The sequence below is a fragment of the uncultured Hymenobacter sp. genome (assembly GCF_964242765.1).
Classification (GTDB): domain Bacteria; phylum Bacteroidota; class Bacteroidia; order Cytophagales; family Hymenobacteraceae; genus Hymenobacter.
The window spans coordinates 1-18,039 of the sequence record NZ_CAXTBM010000087.1 but is presented as its reverse complement, the minus strand read 5'-3'; the positions used below and the strand labels follow the sequence as shown (position 1 = coordinate 18,039).

Genomic DNA, 18,039 nt, shown 5'->3' with positions numbered 1-18,039 from the left:
GTCATCATGTACGCCGACCGCATGACCGGCTCCATGCAGCGCGCCATCGACGAAACCAACCGTCGCCGCGCCACCCAGCTGGCGTACAACCAAGAGCACGGCATCACGCCGCGCACGGTGCGCAAGAGCCACGCTGAAATCATGGGCCAAACCTCCCTGTCCGATTACCGCATTGCCGAGCCGCAGGCCTACGTGGGCCCCGACAACGACGTGGCCCTAGCCATTGCCGCCGAGCCGGTGGTATCAATGATGACGCGCACGGACCTGGAGAAGCTCATCAAGCAAACCGAGAAAACCATGGAAGCCGCCGCCAAGGAACTGGACTTCCTGCAAGCTGCCAAGCTTCGCGACGAACTAGCCGCCCTGAAGCAAGTGCTCAAAACCAAGCGCGAGTAGCCACCGATTTGGCTACTCGCGCTTAGGTTACGCTATTTGTAGTCTTTGTCCTTGAGCTTCTTCTTGATAAGGCCTGAAAAAGAGCGGGTTTGCTCGTAGGTAGCTAGTGCCTCGTAAAGATTACTGTTGCTAAAACGGGACAGCTTGCCAGCGCCAACACCTCCAAATAAGCCTACTAACATCCCGTACCCAAGCGGAGTGACTTCAACTGTTGTTGTGCCTGAGGCATCTGTAGTTGTGCCGGTTTGTGTAGTTATAAAACCAATAAAGGCGGCTCCAGTCGATAACCATAGTACGCCGCCAGTTTGTTTGCGGGCGAATAAATGGATGACAGCTCGAGCCTCTTTGTCATCGGAGTAGCGTTTGTAGAGGTAATCTTTGTACTTGCCACCTGTGTTGAGAGCCGGTGTAAGTAGGGTGGATGAAGTGGTAGGCGTAGCACTTGGAGTGGTAGGTAACTCAGACTGAGCGTGACCTGCTAGGGAGATGCCAGCAATGAGTATAGTAGTAAAACAGCCGCGAAGTAGGGTAAATGTCATGTAATTGGGATAGGTAAGAAAAACAAATAAGTACGTTTCAAATATATAATATTTCTTTTATAAGCTCGTCTGTTTGTAAACCTTGAATTTTAATTCTGCAGCTTGTTTTATTGTCTGTCTTAGACTGATGCGCGACACATTGCTCTTGTATTTGTTGTTTGAAAGTTGCTTCTACCAACAGGCTGCAACTCACAACCAAGTAAGTGAACAGAGCTAATGCAGGCCGGTTTGAGCATTATTACTAAGCTATGCCAGATGCATTACAGCGGAGCGTGTACGGAAAAATGCTATGTCAGCAGTTAGATAGCAATCTGATAGTAAGGGGATCTTTCGAAGAAGAAGCGCTACAGATACAAATCAACCATGTGCCGCCAAGCTAGCGGGTTGTGGGCCTCCCCTTCCCAAACGTGCAGCTGATGGGAAATGCCTTTTTGATGAAGCTGCTGGCTCAGAAAATGGTTGTCTTGCAGGAAAGCATCTTCCGTCCCGATAGCCAGGGTGATTTCCAGTTGGCGGAGCTGCTCCAGGTAGAAACTCTCGGTGAGATTGGGAATGTAGCGGTTCGGCGTATTGAGGTACACTTCCTCGTCGATGTAGCCCTGAAACAAGTCGGGGAAGCTGGCCATGCCCTGGGTGAGGTCGTAGCGGCCGCTCATGCCTACTACTTTGCTGAGCAGATTTGGGTGCCGGAACGAGAAGTTAACGGCGTGGTAGGCGCCCATGCTACAGCCAGCAGCCATGAGGCAGGAGTTGGCGTTGCTGGCTTCGGTCAGGGGCAACACTTCTTGCAAAATGTACTGCTCGTATTGCAAATGGCGTTGAATGCGCTCAGCCGGCGGCTTGTCCATGCAGTATAAGCTCTCCCCATCGATGCTATCCAGGCAGTAGACTTGCAGAAAGCCGCTTTCGATTTTACGTTTCAAGGCTTCTACAATACCCCAGTTCTCGTAGTCGTAGAAACGGGCTTTGCGCGTCGGAAACAGCAATACCCGGGCCCCGGCCTCACCGAAAACCAGCAACTGCATGGGCCGGCCCAGCGCTGCACTATGCCATTCGTGATATTTGCGGTACATCGGCTAAGCAACCTTTTTGTTGATACTGTAACAAACAAGCCTGAGTCCGCCTGGCAGTAGCTACTGCTTGGATAGTAGCATACGGTCTAGTTGGGCGCTGATTTCCTGCTGCCACACAGCGTAACCTTCCGGCGACAGGTGCAAGCCATCGGCCTCGAAATGAGTGGGTTTGGGGTTGCCCCGCTCGTCTAGCATGGGGTAGTATAGGTCGAGGTAATGAAGAGGCGGGCCTTGGTTGGCCACCAGTCGGCTGATACAGCCGTTGGCATATTCAATGCTGCCCCGTAGGTGTAACCGGGCAAGGCTGAGTTTGATTGAAACAAAACACACCGGAATTTCGCCCAGGCTGCTTTTAATGGAAGTTAAGAGTTGTTCGTAGTAAAGCACCACCTCTTCGGGCGTACGACCGTCGCCAAGGTCGTTGTCGCCAGCGTAGAGCACAATCATATCAGGTTGATGATGGGGTACCACCCGCTTGAAAAACCAGGCGCAAGCGGCCAGCGTGGAACCTCCAAACCCTAGGTTAACGGCTTGTACCTGCGGGAAAGAGCGTTCCAACGCCTGCCAGCGCGTAAACGAGGAGCTACCGTAGAACACCACCTTCGGCAGCCCCGACTGCACTACCGGCTTCAATTCCAGCTGTCTTATTTCTTCCTGATACCACTGCATTGATTGCCAATAGAAAGCGCCGCGCGCATGAGCTTAAGTAAACAATGCTGATGCGCGTAGCTAAATATAAGCTTCAGCCAGTGGCCAGCCAACCTGGATTCTCGGTGCTAGGTTAAATAAAGCTAGTGAGAGCAGCTAAGATAGTGGCCTACTCAGTGCGCGAACAAGGATGAGTGAGGACACAACCCCAAAGCGCTGCTCCTGCGGCTCTAAGAAGGCTGATAATCCAACGCCAAGATTCGGTCTTTGTAGGCGGGCGGTAGCAGGCCGGCTTTGGCCCACTTGCTAACCGCCAGATGCTGGGTTTGGCGGTAGAGGGGAAGCAACAGCGGCAGCCACGTTCGGGAACCTAGCTTGAGCAGCTTCCGGACGCGCGGCGGCACCACGAGGCGCTGCGCTTGCAGTAGCAACTCGTAGCGCAAGCCTCCCAAATGCCGCCGATACTGCTGGTACAAATCGGCGGTATAGCGGCTGTGCGCTAGGTTCTGAGCCAAGTGCTGCTGCCGGATCGGGAGCCACTGCTGGTACGAGCTGGGCAGTTCGGGCACTCCCATTCGTTCGCCCACCCGCCGAAATGTATCGTAGACTTCCGCTTTTTCAGTGCTGGTTAGCGGGCGTTCCAGCACTTCGAAGGACCGGATAGAGTAGTCGACGAGCAAAAACAGCACGTCGCGGTAAGCCCAATCGGGGATGGCCATGCCGCGTTTGGCTTCTACGGCGCCGTGAATGGCGGCAATCGTATCGATGGCGCGTTCGGCGGCCGGGCGCTCGGCAAACACAATCTGCCGCGCGTAGTCGACCGTGGAAAAAAGCCGGGCTAACGGGTCGGCGGGGAGCTTGCCGGTGAAGTACAGCCAATCCACCGCCTTGTTCAAGGCAAACTCGGCGGCAGCGCCCGCAAAAATAAACAGCACCGTGTCAGCCTTACCCCAGATTTCGCGCACCACCGACCCTTGGGCCACAAAGTATTCCATAGAATGAAAGTTGAGAAGTAGGCTTTCGCCAGAAACCTAGCCTACACGCTGCAAAAACAATGGGAAACGACCCAAAAGTTGCTTGAATGCTGGCTGTTTGCCTTTTCAGGTGTTTTAGGGTAATTGATGGAATTGTAAATGTGTTCAGAGTACTTTGTAATACAAAGTAAATGAGTGAATTTTATGACACTCTATTCTGACTTCAAAGCTTATCCAGAAGTTTGCTTTAGGTCTTGCTTGACTTAAGATGTGTGGACAGTAAGCGTTGCGGCCCACTACAAGACCGTCATGCAGAGCGGACCGAAGCATCTCGCGTGTTGAGGGTGCAAGCCTAAATTCAACGATTCGAGCGAGATGCTTCGCTCCGCTCTGCATGACGGTCTATTTACTTACTGTCCACATACCCTAGGGCGTGCGGGCAGTGGCCGAAAAACATTTTTTGTCTATTTGAAACGTCCTGCTTCGACAAACGGACGCTAGATCAAGCAGGACACTATTTCGGTAGGTAGGCGCAATTGGATTAAGCTAGGCCCTACACTTTCTTTAAAGTAATTGTAAAACGCCAACTTATGCCAGCACCACTTCAAACAGAGAGTAAACCGCCCCTGCTAGCCAAGCAATGGCGTAGTCGGAAAGGCTACGGACTGCTAATTGTGTTGACTGTTTTGCTGGGTTTGGCGTCCCGAAAGTTTGCCTTTGCTTTCCCGCCGCTGATAGCTGCTTATGCCGGTGACACCCTCTGGGCCTTACTGGTTTTCTGGCTGCTCGGCTTCTGTTGCCCGCACTGGTCCAGCCGGCGCGTAGCCGGTTACGCGCTGCTTTTTGCCGTAGCTATCGAAACTAGCCAGCTCTACCATCCGCCTTGGCTCGACGCGCTCCGCAACACGATGCTTGGCAGTTTGGTGCTGGGGCACGGTTTTCTGTGGAGCGACTTGCTTTGCTACGGCGTGGGAGTAGCGGGCGGGTTTGGCTTCGAGCTTATGGCCTCGCGGCAGCGGTCCTAATCCAACCTTCTTTGTAGTTATTCTGTTGGCGAATGCCACCGTACCCTGTTGGCTATGAACATCTTAATTGCGCCAGATTCTTTCAAAGATTCGTTGGCCGCGCCGCTGGTTTGTGAACAATTGCGGCGTGGGTTACTTGAAACCTTTCCGGCGGCGCACTGCCAGGTATTACCGTTGGCCGATGGGGGCGAAGGCACGCTCGAAACGTTGGCCTCGGTGCTCGGTGGCGAATTTGTGGAATGTGCCGTGCACGACCCCCTGTTTCGCCCCATTCGAGCCCGGTACCTGTGGCTGTCGGCTACCGCCACCGCCGTAATAGAAATGGCGCAGGCTTCGGGCTTGGAACTACTCACTGCCGCTGAACGCAACGCTAGCGGCACCACTACGCTCGGCACCGGCGAGTTGGTGGCCGACGCCCTAGCCCGCGGCGCCCGTCACGTGGTGCTAACCGTGGGCGGAAGCGCCACCAACGACGCGGGCCTGGGGCTGGCTACGGCCTTGGGCTACAGATTTTGGGATGAAAACGACCACCTGGTGCCGCCAATCGGCGGAAACTTGACTCGCATCCGCCGCATCGACCTCAGCCAAGTGTCCCCGCGTCTGGCCGAAGTATCGTGCCGCGTCGTAACGGACGTTACCAACCCGTTTTATGGCCCAACGGGAGCAGCGCACGTATTCGCCACTCAGAAAGGCGCTGATGCCGCGGCCATTACCCACCTCGATGCCGGGCTGCGCCACTTTGCCGGCGTATTGCGCACCACCTTCGGCGCCGACTTGCAGCAACTGCCCGGCAGCGGGGCCGGGGGCGGAATGGGCGGCGGGGCGGCCTGCTTTCTACGCGCCAGCATCACCTCCGCCGCCGACTGGATTCTGAACATCACCAGCGCCGCCGAGCTGTTAAAAACCAGCGACTTGCTGATTACCGGCGAAGGCCGCATTGATGCCCAAACCTGGCAAGGCAAGCTGCTGGCCCGCCTGTTAGCGCTGGCCGCCCACCACCAAGTGCCCGTGGTACTGGTATGTGGCACCCTGCACGACCCGGAGGCCGTGCTAGCCGACCCCAACGTGCTGTATGCCACGTCCATCCTGCCGGAGCCCATGCCGCTAGCCGAGGCGCTGGCGCGCACGCCGGAACTGCTGGAAACCCAGGGCAAACTGCTGGGGCGGCTGCTGAGCCGGAAGTAAAGGCTACTGAAAAGCTGCAGTAGCTATACCTTCTGCTTGCGGCGGTTTTCTAGAATGCGGAAGAAAGAGCGGGTGTGCACTTCCTCTACCGTCAGGCCGGTGGCCGTAATTTCCTCTTCCGTGATGGCGCCGCAGTTCAAGGCTTTCAGGAAGAAGTTGAGCAAACCCTGACCGGTAGCCGCATCGTCGAAAATGTCGCCGGTGAGAGTGGAAATGGCGGCCCGCTCCACGAACGATTTCAAGCGGAACAGCGCGTCGTCGTAGCTGCTCAGGAAGAAGGCGTAGGTGGCGGCGTAGCGCATGGGCAGTTGCGCCGGGTTCAGGTCCCACCCCTGGTAGAGGCCGTTGATGAGCGAGTGGGTGGTGTGGTGAAAACCCTGCCGCCAGGCGTTGTGCACCGATTCGCGGTTTTCGGTTTGTTGCTCGTAGCTGAGGTTGTCGCCGCGGTGCGGGCCGATGGGCATGACGTTGGTCGCGCCGTCGGAGAGGAAGATGCCGGTGCCACCGAGTGCCACCTTGGTCATGTGGTGCGCAAAGTCGCAGACCGGGTGCGCCATGGTTTGGTAGCGGGCCGTAATGCCGGCAGATGCGGTGTAATCATACGTGCCGAAGTGGGCGGCCAGGCAGCGGCCTTCACTGGCCCGGATGATGCGCATGAGCGGGTTGCGGCCTTCCTCGTCCATGATGATTTGGGTGGCCTCCACCATGGTTTCCATGCGCAGGGTGTTGGGCGCTAGGTTGTTGGCCTTTTCCAGCAGCTCAAACAGCCGCACCATCGTGGTCATTTGCTCCGGAATCGTCACTTTGGGCAACATCACCACGAAATTATCGGGCAGCTTGCCGCCGGTTTTGGCTAGCAGTGTAGTCAAAAAGATGTCGAGCGTCCGGACGCCGCGGTCTTTCAGGTCTTCGGTAAACGGCTTGATGCGGATGCCAATGAACGGCGACAAGGTGCCGTTTTCCATGCCCGCCACTACCTCGTTGGCCGCCTGCACGGCCGTGGCGTCTTCCTCGGCGTCGGGCCGGTTGCCGAAGCCGTCTTCGAAGTCGATCCGGAAGTCTTCAACGGGCTCGGTTTGCAGCTTCTTGATGATCTTGTTGTACACCGAATAGGCCAGCCACGCCGGTTCCTTCTTGCGGGCTTCCGGCGTCAGAGAATCCAGCTTGGCCGTTAATTCGGTGATGTCCTTGGCATGCGTTGGCAAATACTCGTGGCCCTTGAGCTGCAACACCTTAGCTAGCGCCACGAAGTTGGGCGCGTAGGTTCGCAAGTTGTTCAGAGCAATGTCGCCCATTCGCACGCACGTATCCGACTTAAACAGGTTGGCCCCCCCGTACACCGTATGCACCGGCTGTCGGTCGGGCTTGTCGCCGGGGTAAGTCTGCTGGAATTTCCGGTTGGCCACGCCGAGCTGCTGCAAGAGCAACTCTTTTTCAGAATCTGGTAAACTGAGTTTCATAAGGAAATGTACAGGGGATGGGAGCTAAAAGAGGGAAATTAGCTGCTAATTCTAGCTTCCAGGGCGAAGTAGCAGGGGTTGAGCTTGCTTCAAGAGCCGCGGTAGGTGGAATAGCCAAACGGGTTTAAGAGCAGTGGCACGTGGTAGTGCTCCGTTGAGCTAATGGCAAAGACAATCTCCACAAAGGGATAAAAGGTGGTTGTTGCTAATTGGTTGAAGTATTCCTGCGTGAAGAACTTCAGCTTGTAGATACCCAGCGGCAGCAACTGCTCTTTCGGCAATAGGTCCGCAACGCGGCCATCCTGGTTGGTAGTGCCGCGCGCTAGCTCCTGCCACGCATCGGCCTGCTGGCTGTGGAGCACGATGGTTACGCCCTGGGCTGGTTTGCCGCGGGTGGTATCGAGGATATGGGTGGTAATCTGACTCATGCGGCTAGCAGCTTTTTTAGGCGGATTTCAGTGATTTTCGCTTGCTCTCTCATGGCAACTTGGATTTCCTGGTCGGGCTCGTTTGGTAGCCGGGCTTGCAGCAAGGCCAGCATTTCCTCCGCCGACTTGCCGGTGGCGCAAACAATGAAAATGTAGTTGAACTTCTCTTCATACTGGGTATTGCCCGCCGCCAAAGCTTGCAGCACGGCTTCCGAGGTGTGCCTTACGGCCGCCTGCTCACCCGCTGCCCACGCGCTGGTGCTCGCAAACTTTTCTTTCAACGAGTTGATATCCCCGATTTTAGGGTGGTGGTTGAAGGCCTCCCGCCAATCCGCGGGCGCTAGCTGGTGCCAGATGGTGGAGGCTTCCGTAAGCAGCTTTTCCTCGTCGGCTATGGGAAAACGTTTAGTCATGGCCTCCACCCAAGCCGTGGCGCCACAGCAGTTGCTTAATGCTTCAGCAAGCCCTGGCTTCGGCAAGTTGTTGAGTTCAGATAAGGTCATATTCTGAGAATAACATAAAACGATTGTAGAGACGCGACACTTCGCGTCTCGGCGTTGAACGACCGGTTTGAACATACCAGTTGTGCAGCCTAAACAACCTCAGCAACGCCGAGACGCGAAGTGTCGCGTCTCTACAATCGTTTTATTTCGTTACAATACCGTGGGGAAGCGGTTGACATTTTTGTAGTAGATGTACACCGAATTCTCCTTGCCCATGGCCGTGGCCCACTGCTGGCAGTAAGGCGCCATCCAGATAGAGTCGCCTTGCTTGACGGGGTACCACTCCTGGTCGAGCATGTAAATAGCTTGGCCTTGCAGGTAGAGCAGGCCGTGCTCCATGATGTGCGTTTCCACCATGGGCAGGTGCCCACCGATGCCGTACGTGAAGATATTGACGGCCATATCGAAGCCCAGCTGATTCGGCAAAAGCTCCTGGATGCGGAGCGCCTCGTCGTTCATGTAGATGGGGGCTTTGCTGTCGTCCTTCTCGCCAAATAAAACGCCGGGCACCTCGTAGCCAGCCAACGGCTCATACACTTTGTGAAAAGTCAGGAGCTGGGTGCCGGCCGTAGGGCTATCAAACCGGTATTCCTGCCCAATGGGCACGTACACGTACTGCCCGATGGCAAGGGTCCGCTGTTCCCCCCCGACGCTCACCTGCACCTGCCCGTCTACCACATAGAAGAAAATCTGTGACGCCTGCGTGGTGCCTACTAACTGGCCTTCCGCCTGAAAAGTGACCAGCGTCTGGCACAGCCGCGCGCCCATTTGCTCGTTGATGATGACGTTCACGGTGCAGCCCGTCCAGCCGGGCACGTTGCTGTTGATGTAGCCATCGGGACTGATGACGGCGTGGTTGCGCTTGACAACGGAACGGGTGAGGGCAGAAATTTCCATGGGCGGTTACGAATGGTGGGTGATAAGTTCAGAAAGAAAACGTTCGGCTACGTGCAGCGCCGCCGCCAAGTCCGCAAGCTCCACGTCTTCCAAGGGGTTGTGGCTGATGCCTTTAAAGCACCGCACAAACAGCATAGTAGCTGGTGCCACCGCCGAAATCGGCACGGCGTCGTGGCCAGCCCCGCTCACCAGTGGCACCACCGGATAGCCGGAATTGGCAATGGCGCGGGCCAGCAGGTGGTTTAAATTACCGTCGCAAGCGACGGGCGCGGTTTGCTGAATCAGGTTCCAGGCTAGCGTGATGTTACGCAGGTGGGCAATGGCTTGCACTTGCTCGTGCAGTTGCTGATGGGCCCAAGTCAGGCGCTTTTCGTCGGCGCTGCGTAGGTCGAGCGTGCACACCACCTGGCCGGGTATCACGTTACTGGCCGCGTAGCGAATATCGAGCTTGCCTACCGTGGCTACCAGGTCCTGCTGAAACTTCCGGCCAAACTGCTCAACAGCCAGCACCACTTCGGCGGCGCAGCAGAGGGCATCCTGGCGCATGACCATCGGCACGGTGCCAGCGTGGCCGGCCATGCCGGTGAATACCAGTTCCACGCGCTGCTGCCCGGCAATGGCCGTCACGAGGGCCACCGGAATGTGGCGCTCGTACAGCACTGGCCCCTGCTCGATGTGCGCCTCAAAGTATCCTAGCCACTCGTTGGCAGGAATGGCATCGTGGGTCAGCTGTTGCGCATCGGCGCCCATGGCGGCCAAGGCTTCAGCCAACGTAATGCCAGAGGCATCAGGCTTCTGTAGCAGGCTGGTATCAAACGAGCCAGCCACTACTTTGCTACCCAGGTAGGTGGTATGAAACCGGCAGCCTTCTTCGTCGCTGAAGGCAATCAGCTCGATATGAAACGGCAACTCCGTTTGTTGCTGAACTAGCTGCTCCAATAAATCCAACCCCAGCAGCACGCCGAGCGGGCCGTCGAACTTGCCGGCATTTACCACGGTATCGATGTGCGAGGCAATAACGAAGATTTTGGCCCCGGGGCGCGGGCTCGCCAACCGTCCGCGCACGTTGCCGATGCTATCGACGCGGGTTGCCAGGCCGGCCGCTTCCAGCCAGCTTTGCACGAGGGCGCTACCGGCCAGGAAAGCTGGCGTCCCGAAGGTGCGCGTAATGCCCTGGCTGTCTTCGCTGATTGCCGCTAAGGCTTGAATGCGCTGCATGATGCTCTCGGCGCGGGTCGTGTATGCTTCCACCCAGTTAGCGGGTTAAGATTTTGCCTTGATTGAGTTGCGTGAATTGCGGGCGCTGATACACCGGCTGGCCTTTCAGAAACGTTTGCTCCACCACGCCCCGCAGCTCCTGCCCAATGTAGGGCGATACCTTATGTTTGTGATGCAGCATTTCTGGGGTCACTTGGAAAGTGCGGTCGGCGCTGAGTACCACCAAATCAGCGTCGTAGCCTTTAGCAATCCGGCCTTTGCAGTTGCTCTGGCCAATTAGCTTCGCCGGATTCTCGCTTAGCCACCGCGTCAGGTCTGGTAGGCCGGCGCCGCGTTGGTGGGCGGCTGTCCACAGCACCGGTAAGGCCAACTGCAACGAGGCAATGCCGCCCCAGGCCGTAGTGAAGTCGCCGCTTTCCAACTGCTTGAGGGCGGGCGGGGCAGGCGAGTGGTCGGTGGCTACGAAGTCGATGATGCCGGCTTGCAGCGCCTGCCAAAGTTGCTCGTTGTTGGCCTGCTCCCGGATGGGCGGCGCGCACTTAAACTGCGTTGCCCCATCGGCAATGTTTTCGGCATTGAAAAACAGGTAGTGCTGCGCGGTTTCCACGGTTAGCGGCAGGCCGTTGGCTTTGGCGGCCGCAATGGGCGCTATCGAATTGGCTGACGACAAGTGCACGATGTGCGTGAGGCAGTCGTATTCCTCGCAGAGCCGGATCATCAAGGCCACGGCTTCGTCTTCCCAGCTTTTAGGGCGCGAGGTGAGGTAGTTTTGGTAGGAGCGTTTATCGCCAAGCTTCCAGGTGCTGTCGTCGGTGGTTAGCTCGCAGTGCACCAGCAGCGGCAGACCGTGGCGGGCCAGAATCGGCATCACGCGCCGCAGATCTTGCTCGGTGGCATTCGGGAAATCATCGATGCCGGAATGGGCCAGGAACGCTTTAAACCCGAGCACGCCCTGCTCAATTAGTGGTTCTATTTCGTTGACATTGCCTGGCACGATGCCGCCCCAGAAGCCGCAGTTCGTGTGTAGCTGCCCGTTGGTGGCCGCCAGTTTCAGCTTTAGATTAGCCACCGAAGTAGTAACCGGCGCCGAGTTGAGCGGCATATCCACCAGCGTGGTGAGGCCGCCGGCCAACGCGGCGCGGGTGGCCGTATCGAAGCCTTCCCAGTCGGTGCGGCCCGGCTCGTTGATGTGCACGTGCGGGTCGATTATGCCGGGCAGCAGCGCCTGATCCTGCACGTCGAGTATCGGGCAAGCCACGGTAGTGGTGACGGGCACCACATCTAGTATCCGCCCCGCTTCCAGCAAAACCAGCGCCTCCACCACGCCTTGGGGCGTCACGACGTTTAAACTTTTTATAGCGGCATCCGGCATGCAGAAAGGGCAGAATGGAAGGACATGAAAGATTAGCCGTTCAATCTAGCAGGATAATTTTCTAGATTGGAAATCTTTCCAGCGGCATTCAAGCAACCTATATGGGTATCAAACTAGGAATCAACGCGTACGGTAAAAACGCGGTTAATCTATCGAAAATCATCCGCCACGCCGACCACCACGAGTTCCGCCAGATTTCGGTGAGCGTGGCCCTGGAAGGTGATTTCGACACCGCGCACACGCTCGGCGACAACTCGAAAATCCTGCCCACTGATACCCAGAAGAACACCGTTTACGCGCAAGCCAAAGAGCATTTCACCAGCACCATCGAGGCCTTCGGTATCCATTTGGCCGACTTCTTTCTGTCTCGCAATCCGCAGGTAAGTAAGGTGCGCATCGAAATCATAGAGCACGCCTGGCAGCGCATGGCTTTCGACGGTGCCGCCCACACGCACTCGTTCACCGGCGGCAGCACCGAAAAGCGCCGCGCCCTCGTCACCAAAACTGCCGAAGGCACCCAAGTTTCCGCCGGCCTTCTGGATTTGCTGCTACTCAAAACCACCGATTCGGCATTCGAAAACTACATCAAAGACGAGTACACCGTTCTGAAAGAAACCGCCGACCGTATTCTGGCCACCAAGTGCGAAGCCACCTGGCAATACACTACTTCGGCGCTGGATTTCGAAGCCGCCTACCAAAGCATCCGCACCACCTTGCTGCGCACCTTTGCCGACCACAAGAGCCTCTCGGTGCAACAAACGCTATATGCCATTGGCAAGCAAATTCTGCTGCAACATGATGCGGTAAAGGAAGTCAGCCTTGTCATGCCCAACAAGCACCATATTCCTTTTAATCTGGAGCAGTTCGGCATGGAAAACAGCAACGAAATCTTCGTCGCCACCGACGAGCCGTTTGGCTACATCACGGGTACGGTAGTGCGGGATTAGCGGAGCTTGAGCCTAGAAGATAAGAGAGATAACTAGGCTATTGCCTTAACTCGTTAGGACTTTCAGCCTTCCAACAGTTTACGGTTTCTAGTTTCTGGTAGCCTTAAGGGCAGCGCTGTTCTTCACGGCAATCAGCTGGGCGGCAATGCTGATGGCTATTTCTTCGGGGGTTTCACTGTTGATGGGCAGGCCTACGGGGGCGTGAAGACGTTGCAACTGCTCGGGCGGAATGCCTTCGGCTCGGTAGTCAGTCAGCATCTTTTCTATCTTTTTCTGACTGCCAAGCAAACCCAGAAACCGGAGTTGCTTGCCAAGCAAGGCCCGTACGGCGACGTCGTCGGTGCGGTAGCCGAAGGTCATGACCACTACGTACTGGTTTTCGCCTTCGGGAACAAGCTTTTGCAACTCAATGTAGGAAGCTACTGCTGTTTTGCTGTGGGCGAATGAGTTGGCGGCGAAGGTGTTGAGCTGCGGCCGGTCCTCGTAGAGGTGGATGCGGAAGTCGAGCGGGCGCACCAGGCGCGAGAGGGCCAGCGCGCAGTGTCCGCCGCCGATGAGGTGCAGCTGGTTTTTGAGGCCTATTCTTTCCTGGTACAGCCATTCCGCCTCCGACTCTTGCCGGAACAAGTAATCTTGCGCGGGTTGGCTACCCGCCTGGAAGGCTACGCCGTTGGGTGTTAGGGTAAGCGTGCCGTATTGCGCTTCATTTAAAGCAACTAAAAGCCGCTGAATGGGCGCGGCATCTGCTGCTTGCACCGGGTAGAGCAGCACCGTTTGCTCGCCGGAGCAGATCATGCCGCTCTGGTGGCGGGGGGCAGCTTTACTATGAATTTGGCGATGCAAGGAGCTAGCCGGCACCGGCTGCGTGAGCTGCTCGCGGGCCAGTTGCACCAGCTTGTGCTCCATGATGCCGCCCCCAACAGAACCTTGCATCGCTCCGTGCGCATCCACTGCCATCAGAAACCCCTGACGCCCCGGACTGCTGCCTTGGCTTTGCACCACGTAGAGCAGCATGGCCGGGGTGCCGCGGCGCAGACTGTCGCTAAGAAGCTGCCACGTGGCGGATGCTCTGCTCATGAAAGGATTGAGTGCCAGTGGCTACTTGCGAATACAACCCAAGTAGCACCTTTTCGGGTGTCATGGGCGCATCGAAGGCAATGGGGGACGTTGGGTTGAAGGCTTTGATGGCGTTGCGCAGCGCGAAGTACGTGCCGATGCCGTACATAAACGGCGGCTCGCCCACGGCCTTGGAGCGGAAAATAGCCAGGTTGTCCAACTCGGTTTGCAATGGCTCGATACTGATTTCCTTCGGCACCGAGTAGATGTCGGGTATTTTGTAGGTGGAGAGGGTATTGGAGCGCAGGCGGCCGGCCGGGTCGTAGAGCAACTCTTCCAGCGTCATCCAGCCAATGCCCTGCACGATGCCGCCTTCAATCTGCCCGCGGTCCACGGCCGGGTTCATGCTGCGCCCGAAATCGTGCACCACTTGCACGGCATCCACTTGGTAGGTGCCGCGCACACAGTCCACGGTGACGGTGGTGAGGGCCGTGCCGTAGACGTGGTAGGCAAACGGGTGGCCTTTCTCGGTGGCTTTGTCGAAATGCACTTCCGGCGTGGCGTAGTGCGCGTGTTCCGACAAGCTTACGCGCTTCAGGAAAGCCGCCGAAACCAGCTTCCTCCAGTCCAGCTGCGTGGGCTGGCCGTGGAGTAGTACTTGCTCGTCGTGTAGCTCGATGGCGGTTTCCGGCACTTGCAGCACCTGAGCCGCCACTTCCTTGAGGCGCTGCGCTATGGCCTGGCAGGCCAATTGCACGGCTTTGCCGTTGAGGTCGGCGGTAGCGCTGGCGGCGGAAGGTGAAGTGTTGGCAATGCGGTTGGTGCTGGTGGTTTGCAGGCGCACCTTGTCGGGACTGATGGACAAGGTTTGCGCCGCTACTTGCAACATCTTGGTGTTCACGCCTTGCCCCATTTCCACGGCTCCGGTGCTCACCTTCACGCTGCCGTCATAATAAACGTGCACCAGTGCCCGGGCCTGGTTCATGGAGGTGTTGGTGAACGAGATACCGAAGCAGATAGGCATCAGGGCTATTCCTTTCTTGAGCAGGGTGTTTTGAGCGTTGAAAACTGCCACTGCTTGCCTCCGCGCTTCCACGTCGTAGAGCGTTTCGGCTTTGTCCCAGCAGGCGTGCGCCTCGCTCACCGCTTTTTGCCCGAAAGGGAATTCGTCGCCGGTCTGGTTCAAGTTCTTTTTCTGAATCAGGCTGGCTTCTACACCAATTTTTTCGGCGGCAGTGGCAATGGCGGCTTCCATCACAAACTTGGCCTGCGGGCCCCCAAAGCCCCGAAAAGCGGTATTTGGGGGCAGGTGCGTGCGGCAGCTAAAGGCCGTAGCCCGCACATTCGGGACGAAATAGGTGCTGGTGGTATGGAACAGGGTCCGCTCCATAATGGCCGGCGATAAGTCGGCGGCGGCCCCGGCATTCTGGTAGAAGTCTACCTCGTAGGCTACAATCTTCAGGTCCTTATCGAGCCCAATTTTGAAGTCGGAGGAGTAGGGGTGACGCTTGCCGGTCATGGCCATGTCTTCCAGCCGACTCAGCACGTACTTCACCGGGCGGCGCAGCAGGTGCGCGGCCAGCGCGCAGAGCGCCACCCAGGCATTGGCCTGATCTTCTTTGCCACCAAAGCCGCCACCCAACCGAATTACGTCCACTTCCAGTTGGTGCATGGGCACGCCGAGCACCCGCGCCGCGGTGCGCTGCCCGGCCGTGGGGCTTTGGGTGGACGAGTAGATTTTGATTTCGCCGTTTTCCTGCGGAATGGCGTAGGCGCACTGCGTTTCAATATAGAGGTGCTCTTGGCCGTTGGTGTCGGCGGTGCCTTCGAACACGTATTCGCACAACTCCCATGCCCGTGCCGTGTCGCCGAGCCGAAAGGTGCGCGGCGGCACAATCAGCTGGCCTTGCGCATGCGCCACCCGTGGGTCGGTGATTACGGGCAGCGGCGTGATGTCCACTTTTATCTTCTTGACTGCCGCCCGGGCCGCCTCGTCGGAAGTGGCCACTACGAAGGCAATGGGCATGCCGCAGAAATCCACCGCGTGTTCCGCCAGCAAGGGTTCATCCGGAATGATGCCGCCAATCTGGTTTTCGCCCGTAATATCCTGGTGCGTAAGAATGCGCACCACGCCGGGGTGTTCGGCAGCCGCCGTGAGGTCAAGGTGCTGAATGTGACCGTGCGCCACCGGCGAGACGAAGGCCGCACCAAACAGCGTACCCGCCACCAACGGAATATCATCCAGGTAGATGGATTGCCCTTTGGTATGGTTGCCGGAATCTATATTCTTCATGGTGGTGCTCAGGATAAATAAATTCTGACGAGCCGTAGCGGTTATGCTATGAGTTTAGTGCTCGTTTACTGGGATGTCTACTAGATCTTTAGAGCAAGCAGAGCAGTTAGTTTGGCCACAGTAGCATGAAATGCGACTCTTCACAGCGCCCTGGTAGTTAATACCGCAATACCTGTTCTACATTCAGGTGCGGAAACAAAGTCAGAAAGTGGGCCTTGATTAACTGGTTAAGCAACAGGCGCTTGTAGGCCTCCGTGCCGCGGGCGTCGCTGATAGGCGCTATTTCCAGCTGGGCTATTTCCACTGTTTCTCGAATCAATGTTTCCGAGACTTCCTGGCCTACCAAGAAGGCCGAAGCTTGCGGGAGCAGCATGGGCGTAGGGCCAACGCCCCCGGCCGAAAGGCTAGCCGTTGAGATAAGGCCATGCTGCACCGTTAAACGGCACGCCGAATTGACGCTGGCAATATCGAGGTGGGTGCGTTTGCTGACTTTCTCGAAGTTGAATTTGGTGTGTGCCTCGGGCAGCACAAACCAGATAGCCGAAATATTCTCTTCCGCTTTCTTGGCCAACTGCTTGTAGCCCTGGTAGAACTCCCGCAGCGGTAGCTCCCGCACCGTTTGCCCGTTGCTGAGCACCAATTGGGCGTCCAGGGCCAGAAACATAATGGTTAGGTCGCCGATAGGGGAGGCGTTGACGAAGTTGCCTGCCACGGTAGCCATGTTGCGGATGGGCGTAGACGAAACCAGCCGCAGAAACCGCCGAAAACCCGGAAAATACTCCTGTAGCACTTCCGATTCCGCCAAGTCGCTCACGGTAGCCGCTCCACCTAGCACGCAGCGGTTTTCTTGGAGGTTCACTCCTTGCAAAGTGGGTTGGTCGAACAGAAACTGGGTTGCTAGCTCGCGCATTTGCTCGTGCTTCTGCACGTACAAATCGGTGCCGCCGCCTACAAACTGCAAGGCCCCACGGCTGCGGTGGCCGTTGCTTGTGCTACTAGCTGCCAAGGCTTGTAGCCGGCTCTTGATGGAAGTGAAGTAGTGAGGCAGAATCTGCTTTTCGGCCACGAAGGCGGTCGGTTCTTGCCCGTCTCTGTCTTCGAGCAGCAGCGCCACCTTGGCCGCGGCCCGCTCAATAGATTTGTAGCCGGTACACCGGCAGATGTTGCCATCAACCGCGGCCACGGCGTTTTGCGCGGTAGGCGTCTGCCCGCTCAAGCAAAAGCCCGCCAAGGATACCACAAACCCCGGCGTGCAAAAGCCGCACTGCGTAGCCGACTCATCAACCATGACTAACTGAATTGGGTTAAGCCCTTCGGTGTTAAGTCCTTCCACTGTCACGACGTGCTTGCCCTGCACGTTGCCCAGCGGCGTCAGGCACGACGTGAACGAGCGGTAGCGCAATTGCTGGCCCGTAAGCTCGCCTACCAGAATGGTACACGCGCCGCAGTCGCCCTCCCGGCACCCAATTTTAGTGCCCGGCAAGTGTTGATGATACCGGACATAATCCAGCAACACCGTACTCGCCGGCAGCTCAGTGGTTACTTCTTGGTTGTTGAGAATAAATTTCAGCAAAAGAAAAGCATTTCAGGTTTCGTTGAATATACCTGATTTGCTTCACACAACAGCAGTTTGCAGCCTGCGGAGCGCTATTTTCTCAAAGTCAACAGCGTGAGCGTAATCTGAAGAACGCACCGGGAGGCTGTTCAACTAGCTGGATAAGTTTTAAGCTGGTGTGCCACTAGTGTCAACTGTAGCGAAAAACCGGATGTGCCTCAGAGCCAATTTATAAAGCGTGGTCGGTTTTCACGTTCTGGCCCGACCAGATTTGTCGGGCGGTCCAATCTTGGGCGGGGCTGGTCCAGAAGGTGTCGGAGGCAGGGAGGCCCAGCGGGAGGAAGGCGGTAGAACACAAATAGAGGCTGCCGGTGGAAATGTAGGTTTCGCCGATGCCCGGCTGGTGGCCGCACAAACCAATTTGCAGCCATCCTTGGGCATCGAAGGTGCCGCGCGGCTCCAGGGTGCGC

18 protein-coding genes are annotated in these 18,039 nt (G+C 57.1%); 4 read left to right on the top strand and 14 right to left on the bottom strand.

Annotated elements, in window-relative coordinates; genetic code table 11:
• Nucleotides 1-396: UvrB/UvrC motif-containing protein (locus ACFE7X_RS22800; RefSeq protein WP_375437992.1), on the top strand; the 396-nt coding region annotated here is incomplete at its 5' end.
• A 32-nt stretch (nucleotides 397-428) separates the two neighbouring features.
• Here the strand turns inward: ACFE7X_RS22800 and ACFE7X_RS22795 are convergent.
• The 4 genes from ACFE7X_RS22795 to ACFE7X_RS22780 form a co-directional block, all read right to left on the bottom strand.
• Nucleotides 429-935: a hypothetical protein gene (locus ACFE7X_RS22795; protein ID WP_375437991.1), complete on the bottom strand. Its 507-nt coding sequence runs from the start codon at nucleotides 933-935 to the stop codon at nucleotides 429-431.
• Between the two features lie 344 nt (nucleotides 936-1,279).
• Complete coding sequence (locus ACFE7X_RS22790) at nucleotides 1,280-2,008, bottom strand: esterase family protein (RefSeq protein ID WP_375437990.1); 729 nt, start codon at nucleotides 2,006-2,008, stop codon at nucleotides 1,280-1,282.
• A gap of 60 nt (nucleotides 2,009-2,068) precedes the next feature.
• The gene (locus ACFE7X_RS22785) at nucleotides 2,069-2,677 is read right to left on the bottom strand and encodes a GDSL-type esterase/lipase family protein (RefSeq protein ID WP_375437989.1); all 609 of its coding nucleotides are present in this window, start codon (nucleotides 2,675-2,677) and stop codon (nucleotides 2,069-2,071) included.
• Nucleotides 2,678-2,886: 209 nt separating this feature from the next.
• Nucleotides 2,887-3,651: an oxygenase MpaB family protein gene (locus tag ACFE7X_RS22780; RefSeq protein ID WP_375437988.1), complete on the bottom strand. Its 765-nt coding sequence runs from the start codon at nucleotides 3,649-3,651 to the stop codon at nucleotides 2,887-2,889.
• Nucleotides 3,652-4,220: 569 nt separating this feature from the next.
• On the opposite strand from ACFE7X_RS22780, the gene ACFE7X_RS22775 reads away from it, so the two are divergent.
• A complete protein-coding gene (locus ACFE7X_RS22775; RefSeq protein WP_375437987.1) occupies nucleotides 4,221-4,655 on the top strand; it encodes a DUF2809 domain-containing protein in 435 nt (144 codons plus the stop codon).
• A gap of 54 nt (nucleotides 4,656-4,709) precedes the next feature.
• Nucleotides 4,710-5,840 carry a glycerate kinase gene (locus ACFE7X_RS22770; protein ID WP_375437986.1) on the top strand — a complete coding sequence of 377 codons (1,131 nt, stop codon included), beginning with the start codon at nucleotides 4,710-4,712 and terminating at the stop codon, nucleotides 5,838-5,840.
• A 23-nt stretch (nucleotides 5,841-5,863) separates the two neighbouring features.
• Here ACFE7X_RS22770 and ACFE7X_RS22765 read toward each other — a convergent pair whose 3' ends face one another.
• From ACFE7X_RS22765 to allB, 6 genes are all read right to left on the bottom strand, one after another.
• Nucleotides 5,864-7,300, bottom strand: a complete 1,437-nt coding sequence (locus ACFE7X_RS22765; RefSeq protein ID WP_375437985.1) for a DUF6986 family protein — start codon at nucleotides 7,298-7,300, stop codon at nucleotides 5,864-5,866.
• A gap of 89 nt (nucleotides 7,301-7,389) precedes the next feature.
• Nucleotides 7,390-7,728, bottom strand: coding sequence for a hydroxyisourate hydrolase (gene uraH, locus ACFE7X_RS22760; protein WP_375437984.1), 339 nt, complete (start codon nucleotides 7,726-7,728; stop codon nucleotides 7,390-7,392).
• A complete protein-coding gene (gene uraD, locus ACFE7X_RS22755) occupies nucleotides 7,725-8,231 on the bottom strand; it encodes a 2-oxo-4-hydroxy-4-carboxy-5-ureidoimidazoline decarboxylase (protein WP_375437983.1) in 507 nt (168 codons plus the stop codon). The genes uraH and uraD overlap by 4 nt, the downstream gene beginning before the upstream one ends.
• A gap of 150 nt (nucleotides 8,232-8,381) precedes the next feature.
• Nucleotides 8,382-9,128, bottom strand: coding sequence for a (S)-ureidoglycine aminohydrolase (allE, locus tag ACFE7X_RS22750; protein ID WP_375437982.1), 747 nt, complete (start codon nucleotides 9,126-9,128; stop codon nucleotides 8,382-8,384).
• A gap of 6 nt (nucleotides 9,129-9,134) precedes the next feature.
• A complete protein-coding gene (locus ACFE7X_RS22745) occupies nucleotides 9,135-10,379 on the bottom strand; it encodes an allantoate amidohydrolase (RefSeq protein ID WP_375437981.1) in 1,245 nt (414 codons plus the stop codon).
• Between the two features lie 4 nt (nucleotides 10,380-10,383).
• Nucleotides 10,384-11,718 (bottom strand): allantoinase AllB, encoded by a 1,335-nt coding sequence (allB, locus tag ACFE7X_RS22740; RefSeq protein ID WP_375437980.1) that lies wholly within the window; start codon nucleotides 11,716-11,718, stop codon nucleotides 10,384-10,386.
• A 101-nt stretch (nucleotides 11,719-11,819) separates the two neighbouring features.
• Between allB and pucL the strand changes: the two genes are divergently transcribed.
• The gene (gene pucL / locus ACFE7X_RS22735) at nucleotides 11,820-12,665 is read left to right on the top strand and encodes a factor-independent urate hydroxylase (protein WP_375437979.1); all 846 of its coding nucleotides are present in this window, start codon (nucleotides 11,820-11,822) and stop codon (nucleotides 12,663-12,665) included.
• Between the two features lie 87 nt (nucleotides 12,666-12,752).
• Here the strand turns inward: pucL and ACFE7X_RS22730 are convergent, their stop codons facing one another.
• The 4 genes from ACFE7X_RS22730 to ACFE7X_RS22715 all read right to left on the bottom strand — a co-directional run.
• Nucleotides 12,753-13,742, bottom strand: a complete 990-nt coding sequence (locus ACFE7X_RS22730) for an XdhC family protein (RefSeq protein ID WP_375437978.1) — start codon at nucleotides 13,740-13,742, stop codon at nucleotides 12,753-12,755.
• Entirely contained in the window at nucleotides 13,708-16,014 is a 2,307-nt protein-coding gene (locus ACFE7X_RS22725; RefSeq protein ID WP_375437977.1) for a xanthine dehydrogenase molybdopterin binding subunit, read from the bottom strand. The genes ACFE7X_RS22730 and ACFE7X_RS22725 overlap by 35 nt, the downstream gene beginning before the upstream one ends.
• A 157-nt stretch (nucleotides 16,015-16,171) precedes the next feature.
• On the bottom strand, nucleotides 16,172-17,587 hold the full coding sequence (locus tag ACFE7X_RS22720) for an FAD binding domain-containing protein (RefSeq protein WP_375437976.1): 1,416 nt from the start codon (nucleotides 17,585-17,587) through the stop codon (nucleotides 16,172-16,174).
• Nucleotides 17,588-17,798: 211 nt separating this feature from the next.
• Nucleotides 17,799-18,039: DUF2264 domain-containing protein (locus ACFE7X_RS22715; protein ID WP_375437975.1), on the bottom strand; the 241-nt coding region annotated here is incomplete at its 5' end.